The sequence below is a fragment of the Chryseobacterium arachidis genome (genome assembly GCF_900129245.1).
Classification (GTDB): domain Bacteria; phylum Bacteroidota; class Bacteroidia; order Flavobacteriales; family Weeksellaceae; genus Chryseobacterium; species Chryseobacterium arachidis.
Genome location: NZ_FQUT01000017.1, coordinates 18,098 through 39,860, shown reverse-complemented (window position 1 = coordinate 39,860; position 21,763 = coordinate 18,098). Strand labels below are relative to the sequence as shown.

At 33.7% G+C, this 21,763-nt stretch carries 17 protein-coding genes; 10 read left to right on the top strand and 7 right to left on the bottom strand.

Translation table 11 applies throughout. The annotated features are described in order from the left end of the window. Nucleotides 1–38: 38 nt before the first annotated feature. The 7 genes from BUA89_RS20370 to BUA89_RS20340 all read right to left on the bottom strand — a co-directional run bounded on the left by BUA89_RS20370 (nucleotide 39) and on the right by BUA89_RS20340 (nucleotide 7,031). Entirely contained in the window at nucleotides 39–473 is a 435-nt protein-coding gene (locus BUA89_RS20370) for a hypothetical protein (protein ID WP_072963196.1), read from the bottom strand. Between the two features lie 79 nt (nucleotides 474–552). After that, complete coding sequence (locus BUA89_RS20365) at nucleotides 553–1,059, bottom strand: hypothetical protein (RefSeq protein WP_072963193.1); 507 nt, start codon at nucleotides 1,057–1,059, stop codon at nucleotides 553–555. A 20-nt stretch (nucleotides 1,060–1,079) separates the two neighbouring features. Next, on the bottom strand, nucleotides 1,080–1,805 hold the full coding sequence (locus BUA89_RS20360; RefSeq protein WP_072963354.1) for an ABC transporter ATP-binding protein: 726 nt from the start codon (nucleotides 1,803–1,805) through the stop codon (nucleotides 1,080–1,082). 77 nt (nucleotides 1,806–1,882) lie between these two features. Next, on the bottom strand, nucleotides 1,883–2,458 hold the full coding sequence (locus tag BUA89_RS20355) for a hypothetical protein (protein ID WP_072963189.1): 576 nt from the start codon (nucleotides 2,456–2,458) through the stop codon (nucleotides 1,883–1,885). 676 nt (nucleotides 2,459–3,134) lie between these two features. After that, on the bottom strand, nucleotides 3,135–4,454 hold the full coding sequence (locus tag BUA89_RS20350; protein WP_072963185.1) for a sensor histidine kinase: 1,320 nt from the start codon (nucleotides 4,452–4,454) through the stop codon (nucleotides 3,135–3,137). Between the two features lie 173 nt (nucleotides 4,455–4,627). Continuing rightward, nucleotides 4,628–5,971, bottom strand: coding sequence for a sigma-54-dependent transcriptional regulator (locus BUA89_RS20345; RefSeq protein ID WP_072963183.1), 1,344 nt, complete (start codon nucleotides 5,969–5,971; stop codon nucleotides 4,628–4,630). Between the two features lie 19 nt (nucleotides 5,972–5,990). Next, nucleotides 5,991–7,031, bottom strand: a complete 1,041-nt coding sequence (locus tag BUA89_RS20340; protein ID WP_072963180.1) for a PDDEXK nuclease domain-containing protein — start codon at nucleotides 7,029–7,031, stop codon at nucleotides 5,991–5,993. A 226-nt stretch (nucleotides 7,032–7,257) separates the two neighbouring features. On the opposite strand from BUA89_RS20340, the gene BUA89_RS20335 reads away from it, so the two are divergent. From BUA89_RS20335 to BUA89_RS20290, 10 genes are all read left to right on the top strand, one after another. Further along, entirely contained in the window at nucleotides 7,258–8,499 is a 1,242-nt protein-coding gene (locus BUA89_RS20335; protein ID WP_072963177.1) for an efflux RND transporter periplasmic adaptor subunit, read from the top strand. 12 nt (nucleotides 8,500–8,511) lie between these two features. After that, nucleotides 8,512–9,900: a DUF4932 domain-containing protein gene (locus tag BUA89_RS20330; protein ID WP_178362481.1), complete on the top strand. Its 1,389-nt coding sequence runs from the start codon at nucleotides 8,512–8,514 to the stop codon at nucleotides 9,898–9,900. Nucleotides 9,901–9,935: 35 nt separating this feature from the next. After that, on the top strand, nucleotides 9,936–10,700 hold the full coding sequence (locus BUA89_RS20325) for a GIN domain-containing protein (RefSeq protein WP_072963174.1): 765 nt from the start codon (nucleotides 9,936–9,938) through the stop codon (nucleotides 10,698–10,700). Between the two features lie 35 nt (nucleotides 10,701–10,735). Continuing rightward, nucleotides 10,736–12,193, top strand: a complete 1,458-nt coding sequence (locus BUA89_RS20320) for a DUF4932 domain-containing protein (protein WP_072963171.1) — start codon at nucleotides 10,736–10,738, stop codon at nucleotides 12,191–12,193. 21 nt (nucleotides 12,194–12,214) lie between these two features. Continuing rightward, nucleotides 12,215–13,081: an aspartyl protease family protein gene (locus BUA89_RS20315; RefSeq protein WP_072963168.1), complete on the top strand. Its 867-nt coding sequence runs from the start codon at nucleotides 12,215–12,217 to the stop codon at nucleotides 13,079–13,081. A 14-nt stretch (nucleotides 13,082–13,095) separates the two neighbouring features. Continuing rightward, complete coding sequence (locus BUA89_RS20310; RefSeq protein ID WP_072963166.1) at nucleotides 13,096–13,818, top strand: ABC transporter ATP-binding protein; 723 nt, start codon at nucleotides 13,096–13,098, stop codon at nucleotides 13,816–13,818. Nucleotides 13,819–13,995: 177 nt separating this feature from the next. After that, nucleotides 13,996–16,410 (top strand): ABC transporter permease, encoded by a 2,415-nt coding sequence (locus BUA89_RS20305; protein WP_072963163.1) that lies wholly within the window; start codon nucleotides 13,996–13,998, stop codon nucleotides 16,408–16,410. 194 nt (nucleotides 16,411–16,604) lie between these two features. Beyond that, nucleotides 16,605–19,025 carry an ABC transporter permease gene (locus BUA89_RS20300; protein ID WP_072963159.1) on the top strand — a complete coding sequence of 807 codons (2,421 nt, stop codon included), beginning with the start codon at nucleotides 16,605–16,607 and terminating at the stop codon, nucleotides 19,023–19,025. Nucleotides 19,026–19,129: 104 nt separating this feature from the next. Further along, complete coding sequence (locus tag BUA89_RS20295; RefSeq protein WP_072963156.1) at nucleotides 19,130–20,428, top strand: TolC family protein; 1,299 nt, start codon at nucleotides 19,130–19,132, stop codon at nucleotides 20,426–20,428. 304 nt (nucleotides 20,429–20,732) lie between these two features. Continuing rightward, on the top strand, nucleotides 20,733–21,728 hold the full coding sequence (locus tag BUA89_RS20290) for a hypothetical protein (protein WP_072963154.1): 996 nt from the start codon (nucleotides 20,733–20,735) through the stop codon (nucleotides 21,726–21,728). Nucleotides 21,729–21,763: the final 35 nt, after the last annotated feature.

The window sequence follows — 21,763 nt, the reverse complement described above, 5'->3', positions numbered from 1 at the left end:
CGTGAAATTAGGAATTATTATTTGATTTTTGTTTAAAATTAATTTTTTACAACGTAGGCATCTTGTCTCACGATGGTATCCCCCTGATTATTGATGACAACTAAAGTGTAAGGTGCTTTTTTCGCAGAATCGGTGAGATAGTTTCTCCAAACCTGATAAAGAGTCCCATTATTATTGAATTCGAAATAATAATTTCCTCCTGTTCCGTCCGGTACCAATTCTCCATTACTGATAATCATCGCTGGTTTTGCTGTAATCTTTGTATTGGCTCCCCAAGATTGATACAGATAATTTCCATTAGGCTGTTTATCTATTCTTACTTTGAATTTTTTTGTTTTAATAATAACCGTTTTAGGTACCTGCTGGACAAATTCTGTTTTATCGCCGGATCTTAAATTAGGACTTTTAGAATTAGCTGCCTGTAAGGAAAATTGTGCTAAACAAAAGATTCCGAATAATAGTCTTTTAATCATATTTTTATTATTTGTGATGTTTTATTTTTATCAAATTTAAAGCCAATTAATGAGCAAAAATGGAGTTTGATTATAATTTCTATTTAGCTCCACTAATAATGCTTTCAATTTCTTCTTTACTGATATTATTTTCTAATAATAGACCACCGTTGTTTATTACTTCTTTTTCAACTTTCCAATTTTTCCAATCAAAAATATAAAGTTTAGTCAATGAGTTGATTATTTTCTTTTTATGATCTTCATACTCAGATGTTAATGTAGCATTTTTCTCTTTTAAAACCTGAATAGGAATACCGTTCTTGAAATAAACAATTATTTTTACGTAATTATCAGGATAAAAACGCCAATGGTAGGTTAGAGCTACTGTTTCAGTTCTTTTATTGTTATTTTCTGCAATATCAGTTGCCAAATATTCACGCTCAATGGTTGAATGTCCTAATTGAAAGAGCTCCGATTCGTGATGCCTCTTGCTATCAATAGAATTTGCTGCCTGAATAATTTCTTGTTTACTTATTTGGGCTCTAAAAATATTTGTTGAAGAAAAGAAGTACAATAATAAAATTAAAGAATATGATTTTAAATTCATATTATAATGATTTTAAAAAATTAATTCTCAGCCTTAATCTTAACCTCAATATTCTGTGTATAATGTGCAAAAGCCTCTTCCAGACTGTCAAATTTCCCTTTAAATTCCTCAATATTACAATCCTGAAGAATATTTCCTTTATGGATAAGAATTACTCTTGTACAAAGTGCTTCCACTTCCTGCATAATGTGTGTGGAAAGTAAAACTGTTTTTTCTTTGCCAATCTCTTTCACCACATTTCTGATTTCAAGAATCTGGTTTGGATCTAGACCGTTTGTTGGTTCATCTAAAATCAATAAATCCGGCTGATGAATAATCGCCTGCGCGAGACCAATTCTTTGCTTATATCCTTTGGAAAGTTGTCCGATTTTCTTAGATTTTTCAGGAGTAATCCCCACCAATTCGATCACTTCATCCACTCTTGAGTCGGAGATTTTGTGGATGTTGGCGACAAACTGCAGATATTCTTTTACAAACATCTCCAGATAAAGCGGATTGTTTTCAGGAAGAAAACCTATTTTCTTTTTGCTTTCGATTTCGTGATCAATAATATTTTTGCCGTTAAAAATAATTTCTCCTTCATCAATTTTTAAGGTTCCGACAATGGATTTCATGAGAGTAGATTTCCCCGCTCCGTTGGGTCCTAAAAGCCCGATAATTTCATTTTTTTCGATAGAAATAGTAATGTTGTTCAGCGCCGTTTGTTCACCAAATTTCTTGGTTAGGTTATTTATTTGAAGAGACATGATTGAATGATCTTTTTGCAAAAATAAAATAAAAAAACTCATCCGGATGAATGAGTTCAGTTTATATTGTAAATAAATTATTTTTTAGGTTTTTTATCCTTGTTATTGTTATGGTTTGTAGCCGCCGGAGCCGCTGTTGATGCGGTGCTCTGGGATTGAGGAGAAGGGTGAATATTGTTCATCGTAGCAGGTTTTTCATACAGAGCTGCTTTCCCGTTTGATTTTCCGAATATTTTATCCACCTGTTTTTTATTAAGAAACTGGGATTTTCCTACATATTTTCTGTTTTTGTTGATGTATTGAATAAACTGTACAGTAGGTTGCCCAAAGTTTTTTTCAAAATGAAGCTCAATAATATCATTAGGAAGTTCCAGCACGATATTGCTTTCCGGAGCATCAATAAATCCGTTGGTAATCAGTTCATAAAGACCTGAAACGTCCTTGTTGAGGTTCTGAAATGCAAAAGACCTGAACGTATTAAGGTTTGCCGTATTCAGATCCTGATAATTAATCGTAAACTTATCGTCTTTTTTATATAAACCTACAGAATTATCTTTACCAATTTCCACTAAAGTCTCGTTTTTCAGCACCTTAATCTGTGCAAAAACCGAAATACCGAACAAACATGTAAATAGTAGAATTATTTTTCTCATGAGGTGATTTTTAATGTTTTATAATTTGGTTATCTAAATTAATAAATAAAAACTTATCAAAACAAATTAAATTATTTAAACAAATGTAACAAAAAAAATTAATTTGGATTTGTTAATGTTTCACTTGTTTATAAAGCCTTTTGCTAAACTTTAAACTTATTACAATACACTTTTGGGTGAATTATATGTATTGAACAATAATCTTTTTTTGTGGTTAAAAAAGATTTTCAAGGCATTACAGAAGAAGAATTTCCAAAAAGCTTTTTCTGGAAATGATTGCTGCTACGTTTGTTAACGGCTTTATAAGATATTGTTAATTATGTTAGTTGTATTTAATTATCTGAAAATCAATAGAATATTGTTGCTTGTAGATGATTGAATTTTAATAAAAATTTAATGTAAAAGCATATATAGCGGCTGTTATTGCAATTTGAGAAATATTTATCATAATTTTAGAAACCCACAACGTTTATATTGATAGTCAGGATAATTTATCGGAGATTTTACTGGCGACGGGGCAGATGATATTCTGATTTGTTTTTATGGATTGGGCTTCATTCCATATAGGCGGAAGTGAAGAAAATCAAGTAATGAAACAGTCAATTAATTGAATATTGCAGATTTCTTTTATGACGAGAAACAGTTGAATGTTTAAAAAATTTTCGGTTAAAGAGTTTTATAATTCCACAAACCAAATCTCAAACCGGCTTCCCTGTTCCAACGGTTTATAATTCAAGTAGCCTTTATGGGCTTCGATAATACTTTTACTGAGCGTTAAACCAATTCCGGAACCATTGCTTCTTGTCGTGAAAAACGGAAGGAAAATCTTATCCTGAATTTCCTTTGAGATTCCGGTTCCATTATCTTCCACGCTTAGAATGATACGTTTGTTGTGAGTTTTGATTTCGGTTTTAATTGTTCTTTCAACATTATCGGAAACAGCGTAAATAGCGTTGAGATAAAGATTAATTAAACATCTTTCAATCATCTTTTCATCAGCAGAAATCAGATGATTTTCCAATGAATTGATAATGGTGATATGTTTTTTTTCAAATTCAGGCTTAAGAAAATTGAGTGAAGATTCTACAATATTAGATATAGAAATTGTTTTAAAAACAGGTTTCGGAAGTTCGGCAACCTGTCGGTAATCATCCACAAAATTCAGTAATTGTTTTGATTTTGAATTGATAATCATCAGACTTTCCTTCATATCCTGCTGGTCTTCCTTTTCGATAATTTCCTGATTGGCAATGTATTCAAGATTCTGAATCAGACTGTTAACAGGCGTTAAAGTATTCAGAAGTTCGTGGGAAATTACTTTCATTAGGTTATTCCAGGCTAATTTTTCTTTTTGTTCAATAATTTTCTGAACCGATTCTAAACTGATGATGCAAAAGCGGTTTTTTACATTCTGAACTTTTTTCGTCCTTAATGAAAAAGATTGTTTTGTATTTTCATTAATCGAAATATCAAAAAATTCCTGAGAGTTTTCGTAATTCGTTTGTTTGATGATTTGGTAGAAATCGGGCGCTTTATTTTCGTAAAGATTCCACGAATTATACTTTGGGATTTCTAAAATTTCAAGAAAAATAGGATTCACATAAAAAACTTCCCAATCATCATTTTTCATTGACAAAATCATCAAACCTATTTCGAGTTGATTCAAAATTTCCTCATACAATAGTTGGTAAGATGATAACGAAAGATGCTCTTCTTTACTTTGATAATACAATTTCACAGCATTATCAACCAGACCGTTTTCCTCAGTTTTTGGAAACAATGAAAAATCCTTTTTCTGAATCGCCAAAAGCAGTTTTTCTGTTTTCTGGATGTAAGACAAAGCCGGGGTCTGCGCCAAAATAATGCAGACCAAACCGACCAATGAAAACAAAACGCAATTGATCCATTTATTTTGAGAATAAAAATCAAAAGCAAAAATCCCGCTGACAATCGAAAGCAGAATAAATATCAGCCAAAAAAACTGTTGTTTTTTCATAGTTTTTTATAAATATACTTTCCTTAAAGTTCTTAATTTCAATAAGCTTGTTTATTCTTATTTAAACATTAAGAAATGAAGAAGTCATTGATTCTAAATTTAAGAATTGATAAATCAATTTGATTAAGAATTTTAAGTTGAAATATTTTACTTAACTTCTAAATATTTTAAAATTAAAGCTCAAATTTTTCCATTCTTCTGTATAACGCTGCTCTCGACAATCCCAAATCTTCCGCCGCCAGAGAAATATTTCCCCGATGCTTTTTCAATGCTTTTTTAATCAGGATTTCTTCCATTTCTTCGATGTTCAGATTCACAATTGTATTTTCTGATTCTTCATCTTGGGGCATCAGCAATTTAAGATTTTTTTCATTGGAAAGAATTACGCTTCGTTCGATGCAATGGTCGAGCTCACGGATGTTTCCAGGCCAGGAGTAATGGATTAATTCAGAAATTAAATTCTCATTTAAAGCCAAATCAGGTTTATGATATTTCTGTTTGTATTTTTCTAAAAAATAATCAGCTAAAGTTGAAATATCTTCAATCCGTTCTCTCAAACTCGGAATATTCAATTCAACCGTATTGATTCTGTAATACAAGTCCTTTCTGAAACGGTTTTCAGCAACGGCTTTTTTGAGGTTTTCATTGGTTGCAAAAATGAATCTCACATCCAACATTCGTTCTTTGCTTTCTCCAATTCTCGACAGTTTTCTGTTTTGAATCAAACTCAACAATTTAGTTTGGAGATGAAGCGGAAGATTTCCGATCTCATCAAGGAAAACGGTTCCGTTTTCGGCATTTTCGATTTTTCCGGCATAATCCTGATGCGCATCCGTAAACGCTCCTTTTTTATAACCGAATAATTCCGATTCGAAAAGATTTTCCGAAAGACTTCCCAAATCGATATGAACAAAAGGCTGATTCTTCCTTTCCGACAATTCGTGAATGTGCTCTGCCAAAACATATTTTCCGGTTCCGTTTTCTCCCAAAAGCAAAACATTGGCATCGGTTGCAGAAACCCGGGCAATCTGATCCATCACTTCCTGCATTGCCGGAGATTGGGTTTCCAATTGATATTGATTGGTTTTGATGCTGATATTTTCCCATTGATTCAGCTTCTTATTTTTTCGGGAAATATCGACAGCCAAATTTACGGAAGCGTACAGTTTTTCGTTATTCCAGGGTTTTAGAATAAAATCGGAAGCACCATTTTTTAAGGCTTCAACGGCTAATTCGACTTCGCCGTAAGCAGTCATCAAAATAATAGGAAGCTGAGGTTCCAGCGTTTTGATTTCCTGCATCCAATACAATCCGTCTTGTCCGTTTTCAAAACCTTTCCGGAAATTCATATCCAGAAGAACCGCATCCACTTGTTGTTCGGATAAAAATTTCAGAATATTCTTGGGCTGACTGAGACAGCTCACTTCCGTAAAAAACTTTTTGAGCCAGACTCTCGCCGAAAACAAAATATCTTCGTCATCATCCACAATTAAAATATGAGCTTCTTTTTTTCGCATTTTTTGATTTAATATTTTTTTACAGCAATTTTTTACGTTCAAAACGTTCTTTTGCTTCGATTAAGGCTAAATGTAATTTCCGCTCAAGTTCTTTCTTAGGTGGTAATTCTGTCCAGTATTCGGCAACCATAATTCCGTCTTTATGCATTTCTAAAAGTTCAACCTGTTCTTTACTGCTTTCAGCACAAAGTATTAGTCCAATCGGGGTTTCTTCGCCTTCTTGCTTTTCGTTTTTGTTGAGCCATTTCAGATATAATTCCATCTGTCCTTTATATTTAGCTTGAAATTTCCCAAGTTTCAGTTCGATGGCAACCAGTCTTTTAAGTGAACGGTGGAAAAATAACAGGTCAAGATAAAAGTCTTCTCCGTCTATAATCATTCTTTTTTGACGCTCCACAAAAGCAAATCCCTTCCCTAATTCTAAAATAAAATTTTCCAATTCGTGGAGAATAGCAGTCTCAATATCTTTTTCTAAATAGTCGTTTTGCAATCCAAGAAAATCCAATAAATAGGGGTCTTTAAAAGTATTGGTAGGGAAGCTTTCGTTTTGAGACGATTGTAAATTGGCAATTTCGGTTCGTTCAAAAGCTTTGTTGGCGATTTGTTTGCGAAGTTCTCTTACGCCAAGGGTTTCATTAATGGCTAATTCTGCATAGAATTTTTTTGCATTATTTGATTTTAATGAGAAGAGTTCTATAAAATGTGACCAACTCAGTTGTCGTGACAGTGGAACGACAATTTCAATATCTGGAAATTGTTCAGAAAACCTGACCATTCTTCGTATATTTTTTTCTGTAAAATTTCTGCCATATAGATTTTCCAATTTTGCCGACACTGTCGGCAAAATTTGTTTTCCGTACTCTGCGCGTTGGTTTTGCAGAACATCATCATTGATACGTTTACCAACCTGCCAAAACAAAATAGTAAGCGTACTGTTAGCTTGCATCGCCACTTGTTGGCGACTTTGCTCTATTAAGTGGGATAAATCCGTTAACAATTTTTCGTTCGAAAATTCTATTTGATTATCGGAAGTTTCTGTGTTTTTTATTTTTTTAGCCATAGTTTGTATTCATCATTTGTAAATTTTGTCGTATGAAATTATCATTTACAATTAATAATTCATCATTTATAATTAATATGTCCGTTTCCGTACAAAAAGTGTCCGATAATGAACAGTTTTAAAATTAATAAAATTATATTTAATCACATTTACAGAGTGTTACAAGATTATAAATTTGTGGCATCTGCATTGTGTAATTATCTGTAAGTAAAATAGTTATCTAAATATGGATACGAAAATAGTAAAAAAGAAATCTAAACTAAAATTTGTCTCAATCATCATCATATCTGCATTAGCGGTTTCGGTTTTCGGATGGTATTTTTTGAATCAGAAAAAAACGTATAATGTAAAATTAGAAGATATCACGATTGATGAAGTGACGAATGGAAAATTCGAAGATATGTTGATGGTAACTGCACAGACGCAATCTCTTAATTCTTCTCTTGTGAATGTTTTGGAAGGTGGCGCAGTAAAAGAAATTTTTGCGGAAGACGGACAAATGCTGACAAAAGGACAACCTATCGCAAGAGTTTACAATCCGAATACGGAATTTAATTACCTGAATCAGGAAACGGGGATTATGCAGCAGATCAGCCAGATGAGAAGTTCGCTTTTGGAGTTAAAGAATCAGGAATTCAGTCAGGATAAAGAATTATTACAGTCTCAGAATGATTATAATACGGCGTTGCAGACTTTTAATCTTCAGAAAAGATTGTACGATGCGGAAATCGGAAAGAAAACCGATTATGATATTGCTTTACAAAATCTGAATTATCAGAAAGACAGAAAACAAATTGTTGAAAAAGGAGCTTCCAATGAGAAGCTTTCGAGAAATGCCCAGTTTGCAGCCATCAATAATTCCATTAATCAGATGGAAAAAAGTTTGAATATTCTTCGTTCCAACAAAAATAATTTCCTGATAATGTCGCCGGCTTCGGGAAGGTTATCGTCATTCAATATTTCTCTCGGACAAAATCTGACAAGTGGTGAAAGCATCGGGAAAATCGATTTGATGGGCGGTTACAAGTTGGTCGCAAAAGTGGATGAATACTATATTAATAAATTAACGAACGGAATCAAAGGAACGCTTGACAACAATGGAAAAGAATATGAAGTGATTATCACGAAGATTCTTCCGGAAGTGAAAGACGGACAGTTTTCTGTGGAACTGAATTTCATCGATGCAAAAATTTCAACCCTGAAAATCGGGATGACTTTCGGCGTGAAACTGAAATTGTCTGCCGATACGCAAAGTATGATGATTCCGAAAGGGAATTTCTACAAAGACACGAATGGAAAATGGATTTTTGTAGTGAAAAATAACAAAGCTGAAAAGCGAAACATCAGTCTGGGAAGAGAAAATCCTCTGTATTATGAAGTGGTTTCCGGACTGAAGCAAGGCGAGTCTGTCATTATTTCGGATTATTCTGAATTGAAAAAATATGAATTATTAGATATTCAAAAATAAATAAATATGATAATGATTAAAAAACTTTTGGGCTTAAGTATGCTGGTGATTTCAATACTGAGTTTCTCACAGGAAAAATTAATGCCCAAAGTAGATGAGAGGATAGAAATTGTAAGTCTTGTTTTCCGGTTGGCGGGCGCGGATGAATACACTCAAGATGATAATAAAAAATATGTAGCGGATATTAATACGTATTTTGATCGTCATAAAAATTCAGAAATTGTCGAGTTTATCCAGAAAAACAGAAACAAGGGTTTGGGTTATGATGCGGTAATATCCATGGCTCTTCATCTGTCATTTGAAAACGGAAAATTCAGTTTAATTAAAGAAAAAGAAAATTCGTTGGATAAAAGATGGGAACAGGTTGATATCAGGCAGTTTGTTTCTTTACTGAATCGGTTTTATAAACAGTCTGGCTTCCAAAAGTTCTTCAAAGATCATTCAGAAGATTATAAAAAGGCAGAAAAAGAATATGAAAACTCTATCCTGTCTGATTTCAATCAGGGTTGGTTTTCTAAATTTTATGGAAAAGATGCAGATGAAGAATACAAGATTATTTTAGGATACGGAAATGGAGATACCAATTATGGAATTAAAACTCATCCTGAAAAACAGAACACAACTGTAAATGCAGTTATAGGGGTATCAAATTTCGATAAAGAAGGAAATGCAAGGTTTGAAAAAAGCAAATATCAACCTTTGCTGATTCATGAGTTCAACCATTCTTTTGTAAATTATATATTGGAACTGAATGGTAATAGATCTAAACTGGAAAATTCGGCTCAAAAACTTTACAGATTAATAGAAAATGAACTGAAAGATCAGGCTTACGGCGACTGGGAAACTATGATTAACGAAAGCATTGTGAGAGCCGTGGTGATTCGTTATATGATTGATAATCATTATTCTCAAAAAGATATTGAGACAGAAGTTTCTGCGCAGGAAAAAAGAAAATTTTTGTGGATTAAAGAATTGGTAAATTTGCTGGCAACCTACGAAAGCAACAGAAAACAATATCCTACATTGGAAAGTTTCTATCCCGAAATCATTGCTTTCTATAATGAGATTGCTCCTAAAATGCAGATGTTTATCCCAAAAGTTTTGTCAGTTTTCCCTGAAATTAGAGATAAAAACGACGTTGATTCTTCAATAAAAGAAATCACCATTAATTTTGATCAGGAAATGACAGGAAATGGTTCTTCTTTCTCAATGGGAAGCCTGGGTAAAGAACATTTTCCATTGAAAAAATTTGATGGGTATATCAATGAAAATAAAGGCATCAAACTTCAGGTGGAAATGAAACCCAACACAGAATATGAATTTGTGATAAATGGGGATAAATTTATTTCAAAAGATGGCTATCCGCTACAGAAAACCATTATAAAATTCAAAACAAAATAGAAAACAAGCTTTTAATCTAAAAACAATACTCAGATATGAAAACTCTAACATTATTATCTTTAGTAACTTTTATAGTGTTTCCACTGACATGTTTTTCGGCACAAAAACAGACTGCCAATATTTCTCAAACAGAAACAAAAACGATTTATTTAGAACATTTTGATTCGATAGATTCTGAAATGGTATTTGATATAGAAGTGGTAAAATCTAACGAAGAAAAGGCGGTTATTAAAAGTAACTATATTGATTTTGTGGAAATAAGCGTGAAAAATAAAGTCCTGAAGATTGATTACAAGAGAGGACAATCCATGGAGAATGTGGATACCAAAATTGTAGTTTATGCGAAAAATCTAACATCGGTAACTGCAAAAACAGCTTCTGTAGTAAGAATTAAAGACAACTTTACGATTGAAAAGTTTGATGTAGAAAGCGCGGGAAAAATTTTCGGAGATTCTAATGCAAAAAAAATCCTTATTACAACACAATCTGCGGGTGCTGTTAAGGGAACAATGAATACTGAAAGTCTTATTCTAAATACCAGATCCGGAAGTACGGTAGATATCCAGGGAAAAATCGCTAAAGCAATCATCAGTTCCGAACAGGCATCTAAAATTACGGCTACAAAAGCTGATATTCATGAAGCAATTGTAACGGCTGGGTCGGCTTCCTCTGTTCATCTAAGTATATCCAAAGAACTAACCGCTTCTGCAAGTTCATTAGCTAAAATCAGGTATAAAACATTGTCAGGAATTAAATTTTCTGTGAGCAGAAGTTCTGGAGGAACAATCGATTCAATTTAAAATAATAAACGATAAACTTAGAAAACTCAGATTAAATGAAGACCTTAAAGATGATTAATAAAAGCATTTTGACTTTGATGATGTTTTTATTGACGGTGAATCTGAAATCTCAATCAAAAGTGGATGTGGAATTCAATCCCAATATCGCCACGTATTCCATTGTCGAATATCTTGTAGCGAAGCATCAGGGAAGGCTTTTCTACATCGATGGAAAAGCAGATATTGGTCATTTGCCTTTGGCTGATTTGGCGAACAGGGAAATGGAAAAATATGATAATTCGAAAATTATCAAAGCGATGCAGGATTATCTGCAGGTTGCCGGCCAGCAACAGGATTTGACTTATCAGGTTTTACTGAAGCACAATATTTTTCCTGCAAAAGGCTACGCTTTTCCGATTGAAGAGAATGATAATGTAAAGAAAGAAGCAGTGGAAAAATTCGCCGAACAGTTGAGAGAATTTTACATCGAAAGAAATCTGGGAAAATTCTTCAAAAACCAAAGTCATTTTATAGAAGGCGCAAAAAATGAAGTGAGAAAAAATATTCCGGCTGGCTATATGGCTAAAATGGAGCAATATTATGGTGAGAAGTTTCTGGCTTACAGATTCTGGATTAATCCGTTGGATATTATGCCTAATATTCCGGTCTTCTGGCACGGCAACGGCCCAATGATTAAATCTGACAAAGGGCAGATTGCTAATATGATCAGCAGTCCTTATCTTCCGCTGGAAAAGAAAAATAATATCAGGGATTATAAAGAATTTGGTTTCAATCATCCGGAAACGCTCAACTTTTTAATCACGCACGAGTTCGGTCATTCGTTTGTCAATCAGCATTTGGGCCCATATGAAGGCAGGATTAACAAGAGCAGTAATCTGATGTCTGAGGCTCTTGTTGATAAGATGGCGATGCACGGTTATTCTTACTGGCCGTCTTGTGTTGCCGAGCATATCGTGAGAACAGGAGAAATCCGAATTGCGTTGGCTGATGGCAATCAGAAATTGGCTGAAAGCTTACGAAAACAACATATGAATGACTATTCCTTTGTTCTGATTCCTGAATTTGAAAAGAAAATGGAAGTGTATGAAAACAACCGTAAAAAATATCAGTCGTTTAAAGAATTTGTTCCTGAATTGCTAAATGTTTTGGATGAAACCAGTGTCGAAAAAGTGAGAACAAAATTGGGTTTATCTAATGTAAAATACGAAGTGAATTTAACGGTAAATGTTCCCGAAAACAGCGGTGATGTTTATATTACAGGTAATCAGTCAAGCATCGGAAATTGGAATCCTAACATAATTAAACTTAATAAAACCGGTGAAACAACCAGACAAATTACATTCAAAACTTATCCTGATTTGAAATTCAAATTAACCAAAGGAAACTGGGAAACAGAAGGGAAAATCGACGGGATCGAAGAAGGGAAAGACGTTTCTTTGTCACTGGATAAAAATACAAGTCTGAATTACACGGTGAAAAACTGGAAACAATAATTAAACAATCAATAAACTAAAATGCAAAATCGATTATTGTTTTTAATTACAGTCATTATAGGTCTTTTTGTTAAAGGGCAAAGTATTGATTTTAAATGGGAAAAAGATTCTATTAACGGGAAATTGGTTGATAAAATCGCAATGAGCGTGCCTTTCACTATCGAAAACAAAACGTATCGGTTTCAATTTGATTTAGGCGCCAATACGACTTTAATCTATGATAAATGTTTTGAAAAAACAGAGTTCATTAAAAATAAGAAAGTAGAAGAAGCAATGGAAGCAGCCGGACACAAAGTTTTCACTGTCGATCATCAGAATTTCAGTGTTGGAAAATTAAAAATTGAGAATTATAAACTTAACGGGCTTTTGAACTTCGAACAGGAGGAAGCTTGCGGTGTTGTAGGAGCAGATTTGTTTCAAAATAAATATCTGATTATTGATTTTCCTAACCAAAAAATAACTGTAAGTGAACAATTAAAAACCACTAAAAAAATTGATCTTGTTGACATCAAGATTATCAATAATAAACCGATTCTTCCGGTAGAGATTGATGGCAAAGTGTATCATTTTCAGTATGATACGGGCGCAAGTATTTTTCCAATAGTTTCTTATAAAAAGAATTTTCAAGACTTAATTGATTCATCCAAAATTATTGAAAACTTTAATATCAGAAATTTTAATAATCCTCTGGTTGTAAAAGCAATAGAAACCAATAAAAATGTGATCATCGGAAAATCGTCATTCAGTACCAAAGAGTTTTGGTTTACAGACGAAGATTACTTTTCCTTTGAACAACAGGGGCTCGACGGAGTAATGGGAAATGTTTTTTTCCTCGACAAAACAATAGTCATTGACTTTAAAAATAAAAAATTCGGAATCATAATTTAAAAAAATATACTACAATGATAAACATTCAAAACCTTTCAAAAGTCTATAAAACTGAAGATGTCCAAACCAATGCGCTTAACAATGTAAGCCTGCAAATCAAAGAAGGCGAATTCGTTGCGATAATGGGACCTTCCGGTTGTGGAAAATCCACTTTTCTTAATATTCTTGGACTTTTGGACAGCGCTTCTTCAGGTTCTTACCAATTTGAATCGGTTGAAACTATTGGAACATCTGAAAAGAAAAAATCAGAGATCAGAAAGAAAAATATCGGTTTCATTTTCCAGAATTTTAATCTGATTGATGAATTGACAGTTTACGAAAACATTGAATTGCCATTAATTTACAACGGTGTTTCTTCCTCGGAAAGAAAAAGAAGAGTGGAAGAGATTATGGAGAAAATCAATATCGCTCACAGGGCAAAACATTATCCACAGCAGCTTTCCGGAGGTCAACAACAGAGAGCAGCGGTTGCAAGAGCTTTGGTAACAAGACCAAAATTAATTTTGGCCGATGAGCCAACCGGAAACCTCGACAGCTCCAATGGAAATGAAGTAATGAATCTCCTTGCAGAACTCCATAGAGAAGGTTCTACGATTGCAATGGTAACGCACTCGTCTTACGATGCAGGTTACGCTTCCAGAATCGTGAATATGAAAGACGGCGAAATTTTCTCCGAAGAGCATTCTTCCCAGAGAAAGGACGTTTTCGAAAAAGCAGACGCGAAGAATTTTGGATAGTTTTATAAATTAAAGGTGGGAAAGAACCCGATAGGGTTCAATTTCAATAGCCGTAGGTGAAACCTATGGTAAAAATAAGAATAAACATTCATTATCCATTTAAAACCAACGGCAGAGAAACAGAGAATCTGCTTTCTCTGCTGTTTTACATTAATAATCATTAATTATTTATCGATTATGCTAAACAACTGGCTCAAAATTGCCTTCATCAATTATAAAAAGAACTGGCTTTCTACAATAATCAATCTGTTTGGATTAACCATCGGTTTGACAGGATTTATGCTCATCCTAATGCACTGGAATGACGAAGAATCCTACGAAAAGTGGAATCCGAAGAAAGATCAGATTTACTTTTTTCAATCTTATTTCAAAAAAGATAATTTTTATGGAAGTAGCATTACAGTGCCTTTGGCAGAGAATGCCGCAAAACGAATTTCAGAAGTTCAGGATTATGTGTTGATGACCAATACAGGAATTGCTTATAAAATGACAACCAAGAGCAAATCTGTTTATATAGAAAAAGGATTTACAACGACGGACAGTTTCTTTAATTTTTTCCCGTTTAAGTTAATTTCTGGGGATTATAAAAATGTTTTAGAAGGTGGAAACGATGTAGCTATATCTGTTAAGACTGCAAGGCAACTATTTGGCAAAACTAATGTTGCAGGAGAAAGCCTTAAATTTAATGATAAGAACTATATTATAAAGGCTGTATATGAGCTTCCTGCTGAAAATAGTCAGATCAAGCCAGAGTTTGTGATCAAACCCGTCAAGCAATTGGAAAACGACAAAGAACAATGGGGTAATTTTAACTACGCTTGTTTTTTTATGTTAAAAAAAGGAGCAGATCCGAAAGATTTTCAGAAAAAATTCAAAGATATTATAATGATGGGCGCGAAGATCAATGCAAAGCGCGCAGGAATTTCGCCTCAGCAATTTAACGGTCTGTATGGACCAAACGGATCATTGTTAACACCTATTGATAGACTAAAACTGCACGCAGAATCTTCATGGTTTTCCAATCCGGATTTCAAATCATTATTGATTTTATTTTCGCTTTCAGTGTTGATTGTCATTTTATCAGCCATTAATTTCATCAATTTAAAAACGGCTCAAGCTTCTCAAAGAGCTAAAGAAATTGGAGTAAGAAAAGCAATTGGGAGTACAAAATCTAATTTGGTTGTTCAGTTTTTAATGGAAACATTTGTGATTTGTTTTGCATCGTATCTATTATCTTTGGCTTTAACAGAGCTCCTTTTACCAAGCTTTAACAAGTTTTATGAAAAAGAAATCGTGATGGATGATTGGCATATTTACCTTTATTCATTTTTAATGGTTATCGTTGTAACACTTGTTTCCGGATTGATTCCTGCTTTATATTTATCCAACTTCAAAGCTATTGAAACCTTGAAAGGAAACTTTGCAAGAAGCAAACATGGGGTTTGGCTCAGAAACGGGATTTTAACGCTTCAACTCATTATTTCTTCATGCTTTATCATCGGCGGACTTATCATCAATCAACAGGTAAAGCATATGATGAAAAAAGATTTAGGATTTAATGGAAAACAGATTCTTCAAATTAACTTTAATGATGTTAATAACGGAAAACCTTGGCTGAAATACGAAAGACTGAAAATTGAAATGGCAAAAATCCAAGGCGTACAAAGTGTGAATTATGGTGAAGCTGTTCCCGGAACCGGTAACTTCAACAGTTCCAATATGGATTATAAACACCAAAGTTTTAATGCGCAGCATGGTAGTATGGATTATGATTATCTGCAATTTATTGGTGTGAAATTGCTTAAAGGAAGATGGCTGAATCCCAAATTATCTTCTGATACTATTAATAATACTTTGGTAAACGAAGCTTTTGTCAAGAAATTTGGTTGGACAAATAATGAAGCGGTGGGAAGAGAAATAAAACCAGGTTTTGATAACAAACCATATAAGATTGTCGGAATCGTGAAAGATTTCAACATTCGAAGTTTGAAATCCGAAGTAGAACCTATTATATTTTTTCATTATAGGGAAACCGAATGGAAAAGGTATAATATGAGTAACATCCAAATCAAAATAAAACCAGATGATATAGCAGAAACCGTAAAAAGAATCAAGAAATATTGGCAAACCAATGTTGAACCGGGCTATCCGTTTGATTCTTACTTTATTGATAAACAATTTGCCAAGACCTTTGAAACCTACCAGAAACAACTGACACTTTTCACCATCCTGAACGCAATGGTTTTAATGGTTGCTTTGCTGGGATTATTCGCTTTGTCTTCATTGATGATCGAGCAGAAACTGAAAGATGTTGCCATCAGAAAGACTTTAGGTGCATCAGATAGAACCTTAGTGATGGGCTTAACGAAACAATTCCTTTGGATCACCCTGATTGCCGTTTTAATCAGCATGCCGATCAGTTATTATTTAATGAACGAATGGCTGAAGGATTTCGCTTACCGTATCGACATGCCGGTGTTTCCATTCATCTTAAGCTTGATTTTATTATTGGTTTTGACATTCGCAGTTGTAAGCATCAAAGCCTATCAGGCAACTAAGGTGAATTTGGTAAAATACCTGAAGTATGAATAAGGAAGAACCCGAAGGGTTCAATATGAATAGCCGTAGGTATAACCTATGGAATCGTAAAATGTTTGAATTAAAAATAACGAACCCGAAGGGTTCAATATCAATAACCGTAGGTGAGACCTATGTAATATCGTAAACATTTGAAATAGAAATCATCAATGATTAGCTAAACCATTTACAAGTAATAATTAACCATTATGATAAAAAACTGGCTCAAAATAGCATTTATCAATTACAGAAAAAACTGGCTTTCCACCATCATCAATATTTTGGGATTGAGTGTCGGGCTGTGTGTGTTCTTATTGATATTTATCCATTGGCAGGATGAGAAGTCCTATGAACAATGGAATCCTGACAGAGAAAATATTTATCTGGTAGAAAATTTCAATGCCTCTTTTGGTACGATGCCTGTTTCAAGCTATCCGGAGATTTTTGAATCGAAAGAAATGTTCTCAGAGATTGAAGATGCAACGATATTTAATGATTGGGGGAAAAAGAAAATAAGCTTTGGAAATAATTCGGCTTATGTTTCAGCGGGCGCGACTGTCAGTAGTTTCTTCAATTTTTTTCCTTTTGAAAAAGTGGCAGGAAGTTTTAAAAATGCTTTGTCTGATGTAAACAAAGTTGCTTTATCAGAAGAAACGGCAAAACTTCTTTTTGCAGATGATTACCTGAATTCCATCGGGAAAACAGTTAAACTTGAGGTAGATGATAAAAGTTATATTGTCACAGCTGTTTATAAAAAACCGCTAGGGAAAACCGTTATTAAGCCTGATTTTGTTTTTATGAATCCTTTTATGGAGAACAGCAAAACACAGTGGACAAGCTACAGTTATTATGGTTTTTTTAAAATAAAACCAGGCTCTGATATTAAAGTGCTTGAAGAGAAAATTTCAAAAAAAATGCAGTCAGAAGATGAGATTTCTGCAAAAAAATGGGGCTACGAAGTTGATAAAAAAAATCCCTTAAAAGTTTATTTGTCATCACTTTCAGCGATAAAACTTGATGCGAAAAGTGAAGGCATAGAAAAAGGGGATAAAAAATCAATGATGATTTTGCTTGGAATTTCAGCATTAATATTGATTTTATCAGGGATAAATTTAATCAATCTAAAAACTGCTCAGGCAGCACAAAGAGCTAAAGAAGTCGGTGTAAGAAAAGTAATTGGGAGCACCCAGTCAAAATTAATTTTCCAGTTTTTATTAGAAACTTTTATTATTTGTTTTGCAGCTTATATTTTAGCTTTTGCAATGGTCGAGCTTCTGCTTCCTTCTTTCAATGAGTTTCTCGATAAAGATATTAAGCTGAACAATATTGATATTTTCGTTTATACAGGTTTACTCTTAATTGCTTTTTCACTGGTTTCAGGTTTAATTCCCGCGTTATATCTGTCAAATTTTAAACCTATCAATACTTTAAAAGGAAATTTTGTCAGAAGCAGACACGGTGTTTGGTTGAGAAATTCAATTCTGACTTTGCAGTTAATCATTTCTTCGTTTTTTATTATTTGCTCTTTAGTGATCAATACTCAGGTTAAATATATGATGAATAAGGACTTAGGCTTCAAAGGTGACCAGGTTGTTCAGATTGATTTTAAAAAAACAAATTGGGAAAAGAACTATAATTCCAAAAAATATCAGCTTCTGAAAAATGAGATTGCTAAAATACAGGGTGTTGAAGATATTACAGGCTCAATATCGTCGATAGGAAGAGGATCAGCCAACCGTTCTGTAGCAAAAGATGCGCGTGACAGCACCAAAATTGTAGAAAGTACAGGTCTGGGAGCAATTGATGAAAATTATCTTCGCTTTTACAAAATACAGTTTCTGTCCGGAAGAGATTTAAACTGGAAGATTGCTTCAGATACAATTAATGGTGCTGTTGTTAATGAAACATTTGCTAAAAAATTAGGCTATAATTCTCAAAGTGTATTGGGAAAAGAAATCTTAACGGGTTGGGACGACAGAAAGAAATATAGAGTTCTCGGGGTTGTAAGAGACTTCTATTACAGTGGTGTCGATCAGCCGATTATCCCCATTGTTTTTTTCAACTATGACAGAAATTGGGTGAAAAACAATATGTCGAACATACAGATAAAACTCTCAGGAAAAGACATTGAGGGAACGATGGAGCGTATAAAAGAATTCTGGCTCACAAAAGCAGAACCGGGTTATCCGTTTGATTATCAGTTTGTAGATAAACAGTTTGCCAGAACTTTCGAAAAATTCCAGAAACAGCAGACACTTTTTACAACTTTAAATATCGTTGTTCTCATCATTGCATTGCTAGGCTTATTTGCTTTATCATCATTGTTAATTGAACAAAAATTAAAGGATGTAGCCATCAAAAAAACGCTTGGAGCCGATGAAAAAACAATTGTATGGGACTTAACCAAAAGATTTTTACTGATTTGCTTCATTGCTGTACTCATCAGTATTCCGTTCGGATATTATGCCATGAATGAATGGCTGAAAGATTTTTCGTACAGAATTAACATGCCGGTTTGGCCTTACATTTTAAGCATGATTTTATTGTTGATCTTAACCTTTGCTGTTGTAAGCTTCAAAGCATATCGAGCCACAAAAATCAATCTTGTTGAACATCTGAAATACGAATAGCGAACCCGAAGGGTTCAATACGAGTAACCGTAGGTGAAAACCTATGGAAACAAAAACGAATTTATTAAAAAGAACCCAAACGGTTCAATATTCAAATAATAAAAATGAAAAACCTTCTTTTTACATTATTAATCAATCTTTTCCCAGCTCAGCAAAGCTGGACACTTAAAGATTGCCTGGATTATGCTCTCACAAATCATCCATTGATAAAACAGGCTACGGTGAATATTCAGAAAAATGACCGTCAGATTTCGGCTTCAAAGGGAGTTTTGCTTCCTTCGGTAGAGGCTGCTGTCAATCACAGTTACAGTTTCGGATCTTCCATTAATCAGTCGAATAACCAGAGAGAAGCGTTGAATACGCAGTACGATCAGTTGGTTGCACAGGCTAATATTCAGTTATTCAACTGGAAAAATTATCTGAATATCTCATTGTCAAAACTTAATAAAAATACCAATACCTATAAGCTTAAACAAACTCAGAATGAAGTACAATTAAATGTGATCCAGACATTTTTTGTGTATCAGAACAGTAAGAGCTGGCTGGATGTTTTGGAAACACAGATTTCCGGAATCGAAGAGCAGATAAAGCGGACTGAAAAAGAAGTTGAAATTGGAAATCGTTCAAAAAGTGATATTTATGATATTAAAGCCAATTTAGGAACGCTTCAGGAGCAGTGGGTATCGGCAAAAAATCAGCGTGACCTGGCAAAAATTAATTTGCTCAATGCGGTAAGCATTACAGAAGATTCTATAGATTTTATCATGAATAAGGAAGAAGTTTTATCAGAAGAAGATTTCTCCGGTTCCGATTTTACAAATAAATTAGTAGAAAACAATCCCGCTTATAAAACAGTTGTTGCAGAAATGAGTGCACAGCAAAAAAGAGTTGCCATCGAAAAATCGGCTTATTTGCCGACTTTGAACGGAAATTATAGCTGGTCAACTTTTTACAATAAATCTTTAGGAAGAAGTAATATAACCACTGTTAATTTTTCGGATCAGTTTGCCCAAAATAAAAATCAGTCTGTATTTTTCGGACTTTCTATTCCGATTTTTAATCAGTTTCAAATTAAAAATAATGTAGAGATCGCAAAACTGAATGTCATCAATTCAAATTACGATAAAGAATTGATTATTAATGATCTTACCAAAACAATTAATTCCATTAAGGCACAATTTACAAATGCGCAGGAAAAATATCATCTTTTAGATTTGAATTTTGAAAATCAGAAACTGTCATTTCAGAAATCCGAAGAGAAATACAAAGAAGGTTTAATGGATGCATATACTTTTTTTATTGTAAGAAACAATTGGCTTCAGGCAAATTACAATCTCATCAATAGTAAAAATGATGTCATTCAGCAGATGGAATTGTTAAAAATTCTGAAAGATGGACTATAGTTTTTAATGTCTGTTAAAAGATAAATATCCTTTCATAAAATGAGATATTAAATAAATTATTATCAGTTAAAAGTTTACAGGAAAGTGAGTAATTGCTTTCCTTTTTTTATACACGGCTAATTCGGTTTTACACTTTCTATTCAGGGAAAAGTATATGAAATTCCTGTCTTTGTGATAGTCTGGCGTTAATTTGATTTTTAAATTTGGATGGTAGCAACTTTACCAAAATTAAAAGGCACTCTGTATTCTATTATTCTTAAAATTAATAACCATAAAAACGAATTATTAAAGTAAACAATAATACATGAGAAAAATTAAAATTGTAATACTGATAGCAGTGTCTGTATCATATTATGGGCAAATAGGCATCAATACACCGAATCCCAAAGCAACTGTTGACATTCTTGCAAAAAGCGGAACAGCTGATGTGGATGGCATCATTGCTCCCAGGCTTACCAGGCAACAGCTGACTTTGAAAGGAAATACACTGTACGGAAATGAACAGAATGGGGCAATTATTTATATTACAGATGTTTCTGCAGGGGACAATTTATCCCAGAGAACCCATATTTCATCGGTAGGATATTACTATTTTGATAGTTCTGCAAATCTTTGGCAGAAGATGATTACCATGACAGATGCCGTTTCTATGGAGCCTTGGCAAATAGCAGGTAGCGGAACTAAAGCGACTTCAAATGACCATAGTATCTATCAGAATTCAAACGTATCTATAGGGGATTACAGTACGATTCTGCCAACAGAGAGACTGGATATTGATGGAAATGCCAGAATCAGAAGTCTGCCTAATGCTGATCCTACCGAATATTATTTTAAAGTAATGGCCAAAAGTGATGGGACATTAGCAAAAGCCTATGAAAAAAACGGTTATAGATACGGAACTGGAGCATTTGATAATTTAGATTTAGCAGATGTTCAGCGAGGATCAATAAAAGATATCTATTTTTTCAGCCACGGAGGAAATGTTACGCTTCCTAAAGCCAGTAATGCTATGGTGGGTGTTGAAATCTCATTATATATCGGAGGAGGGAGCTCAGATTCTTATACGGTAGGCCTTGCTCAGGACTTTATTGTAAATATATCTCCATTGGATACATCCAATGTTTTATTTGTATTTAATGACACTGCAACAGCTCCTTATTCTTCTTTAATAAAATCCTGGGGATACACTCAGATGAGTTTTGTGAACAATTTCAATCGTACCTTCAGAATGCTGAATTTTAAGTTGGTCGGAGACGGCACGGGAATTTACAGATGGATATTTTGGGCTGGCGGAATTTAATTTTTTAATAAAAAATAATATGAACCTTATCCTAT

Excerpts from the sequence above, each read along its gene's own strand:
- BUA89_RS20340 (WP_072963180.1), bottom strand. The coding sequence starts at position 7,031 with ATGGCTAAAAAAATAAAAAACACAGAAACTTCCGATAATCAAATAGAA.
- BUA89_RS20305 (WP_072963163.1), top strand. The coding sequence starts at position 13,996 with ATGCTAAACAACTGGCTCAAAATTGCCTTCATCAATTATAAAAAGAAC.
- BUA89_RS20315 (WP_072963168.1), top strand. The coding sequence starts at position 12,215 with ATGCAAAATCGATTATTGTTTTTAATTACAGTCATTATAGGTCTTTTT.
- BUA89_RS20325 (WP_072963174.1), top strand. The coding sequence starts at position 9,936 with ATGAAAACTCTAACATTATTATCTTTAGTAACTTTTATAGTGTTTCCA.
- BUA89_RS20330 (WP_178362481.1), top strand. The coding sequence starts at position 8,512 with ATGATTAAAAAACTTTTGGGCTTAAGTATGCTGGTGATTTCAATACTG.
- BUA89_RS20310 (WP_072963166.1), top strand. The coding sequence starts at position 13,096 with ATGATAAACATTCAAAACCTTTCAAAAGTCTATAAAACTGAAGATGTC.
- BUA89_RS20350 (WP_072963185.1), bottom strand. The coding sequence starts at position 4,454 with ATGAAAAAACAACAGTTTTTTTGGCTGATATTTATTCTGCTTTCGATT.
- BUA89_RS20360 (WP_072963354.1), bottom strand. The coding sequence starts at position 1,805 with ATGTCTCTTCAAATAAATAACCTAACCAAGAAATTTGGTGAACAAACG.
- BUA89_RS20320 (WP_072963171.1), top strand. The coding sequence starts at position 10,736 with ATGAAGACCTTAAAGATGATTAATAAAAGCATTTTGACTTTGATGATG.
- BUA89_RS20370 (WP_072963196.1), bottom strand. The coding sequence starts at position 473 with ATGATTAAAAGACTATTATTCGGAATCTTTTGTTTAGCACAATTTTCC.
- BUA89_RS20290 (WP_072963154.1), top strand. The coding sequence starts at position 20,733 with ATGAGAAAAATTAAAATTGTAATACTGATAGCAGTGTCTGTATCATAT.
- BUA89_RS20295 (WP_072963156.1), top strand. The coding sequence starts at position 19,130 with ATGAAAAACCTTCTTTTTACATTATTAATCAATCTTTTCCCAGCTCAG.
- BUA89_RS20335 (WP_072963177.1), top strand. The coding sequence starts at position 7,258 with ATGGATACGAAAATAGTAAAAAAGAAATCTAAACTAAAATTTGTCTCA.
- BUA89_RS20355 (WP_072963189.1), bottom strand. The coding sequence starts at position 2,458 with ATGAGAAAAATAATTCTACTATTTACATGTTTGTTCGGTATTTCGGTT.
- BUA89_RS20345 (WP_072963183.1), bottom strand. The coding sequence starts at position 5,971 with ATGCGAAAAAAAGAAGCTCATATTTTAATTGTGGATGATGACGAAGAT.
- BUA89_RS20300 (WP_072963159.1), top strand. The coding sequence starts at position 16,605 with ATGATAAAAAACTGGCTCAAAATAGCATTTATCAATTACAGAAAAAAC.
- BUA89_RS20365 (WP_072963193.1), bottom strand. The coding sequence starts at position 1,059 with ATGAATTTAAAATCATATTCTTTAATTTTATTATTGTACTTCTTTTCT.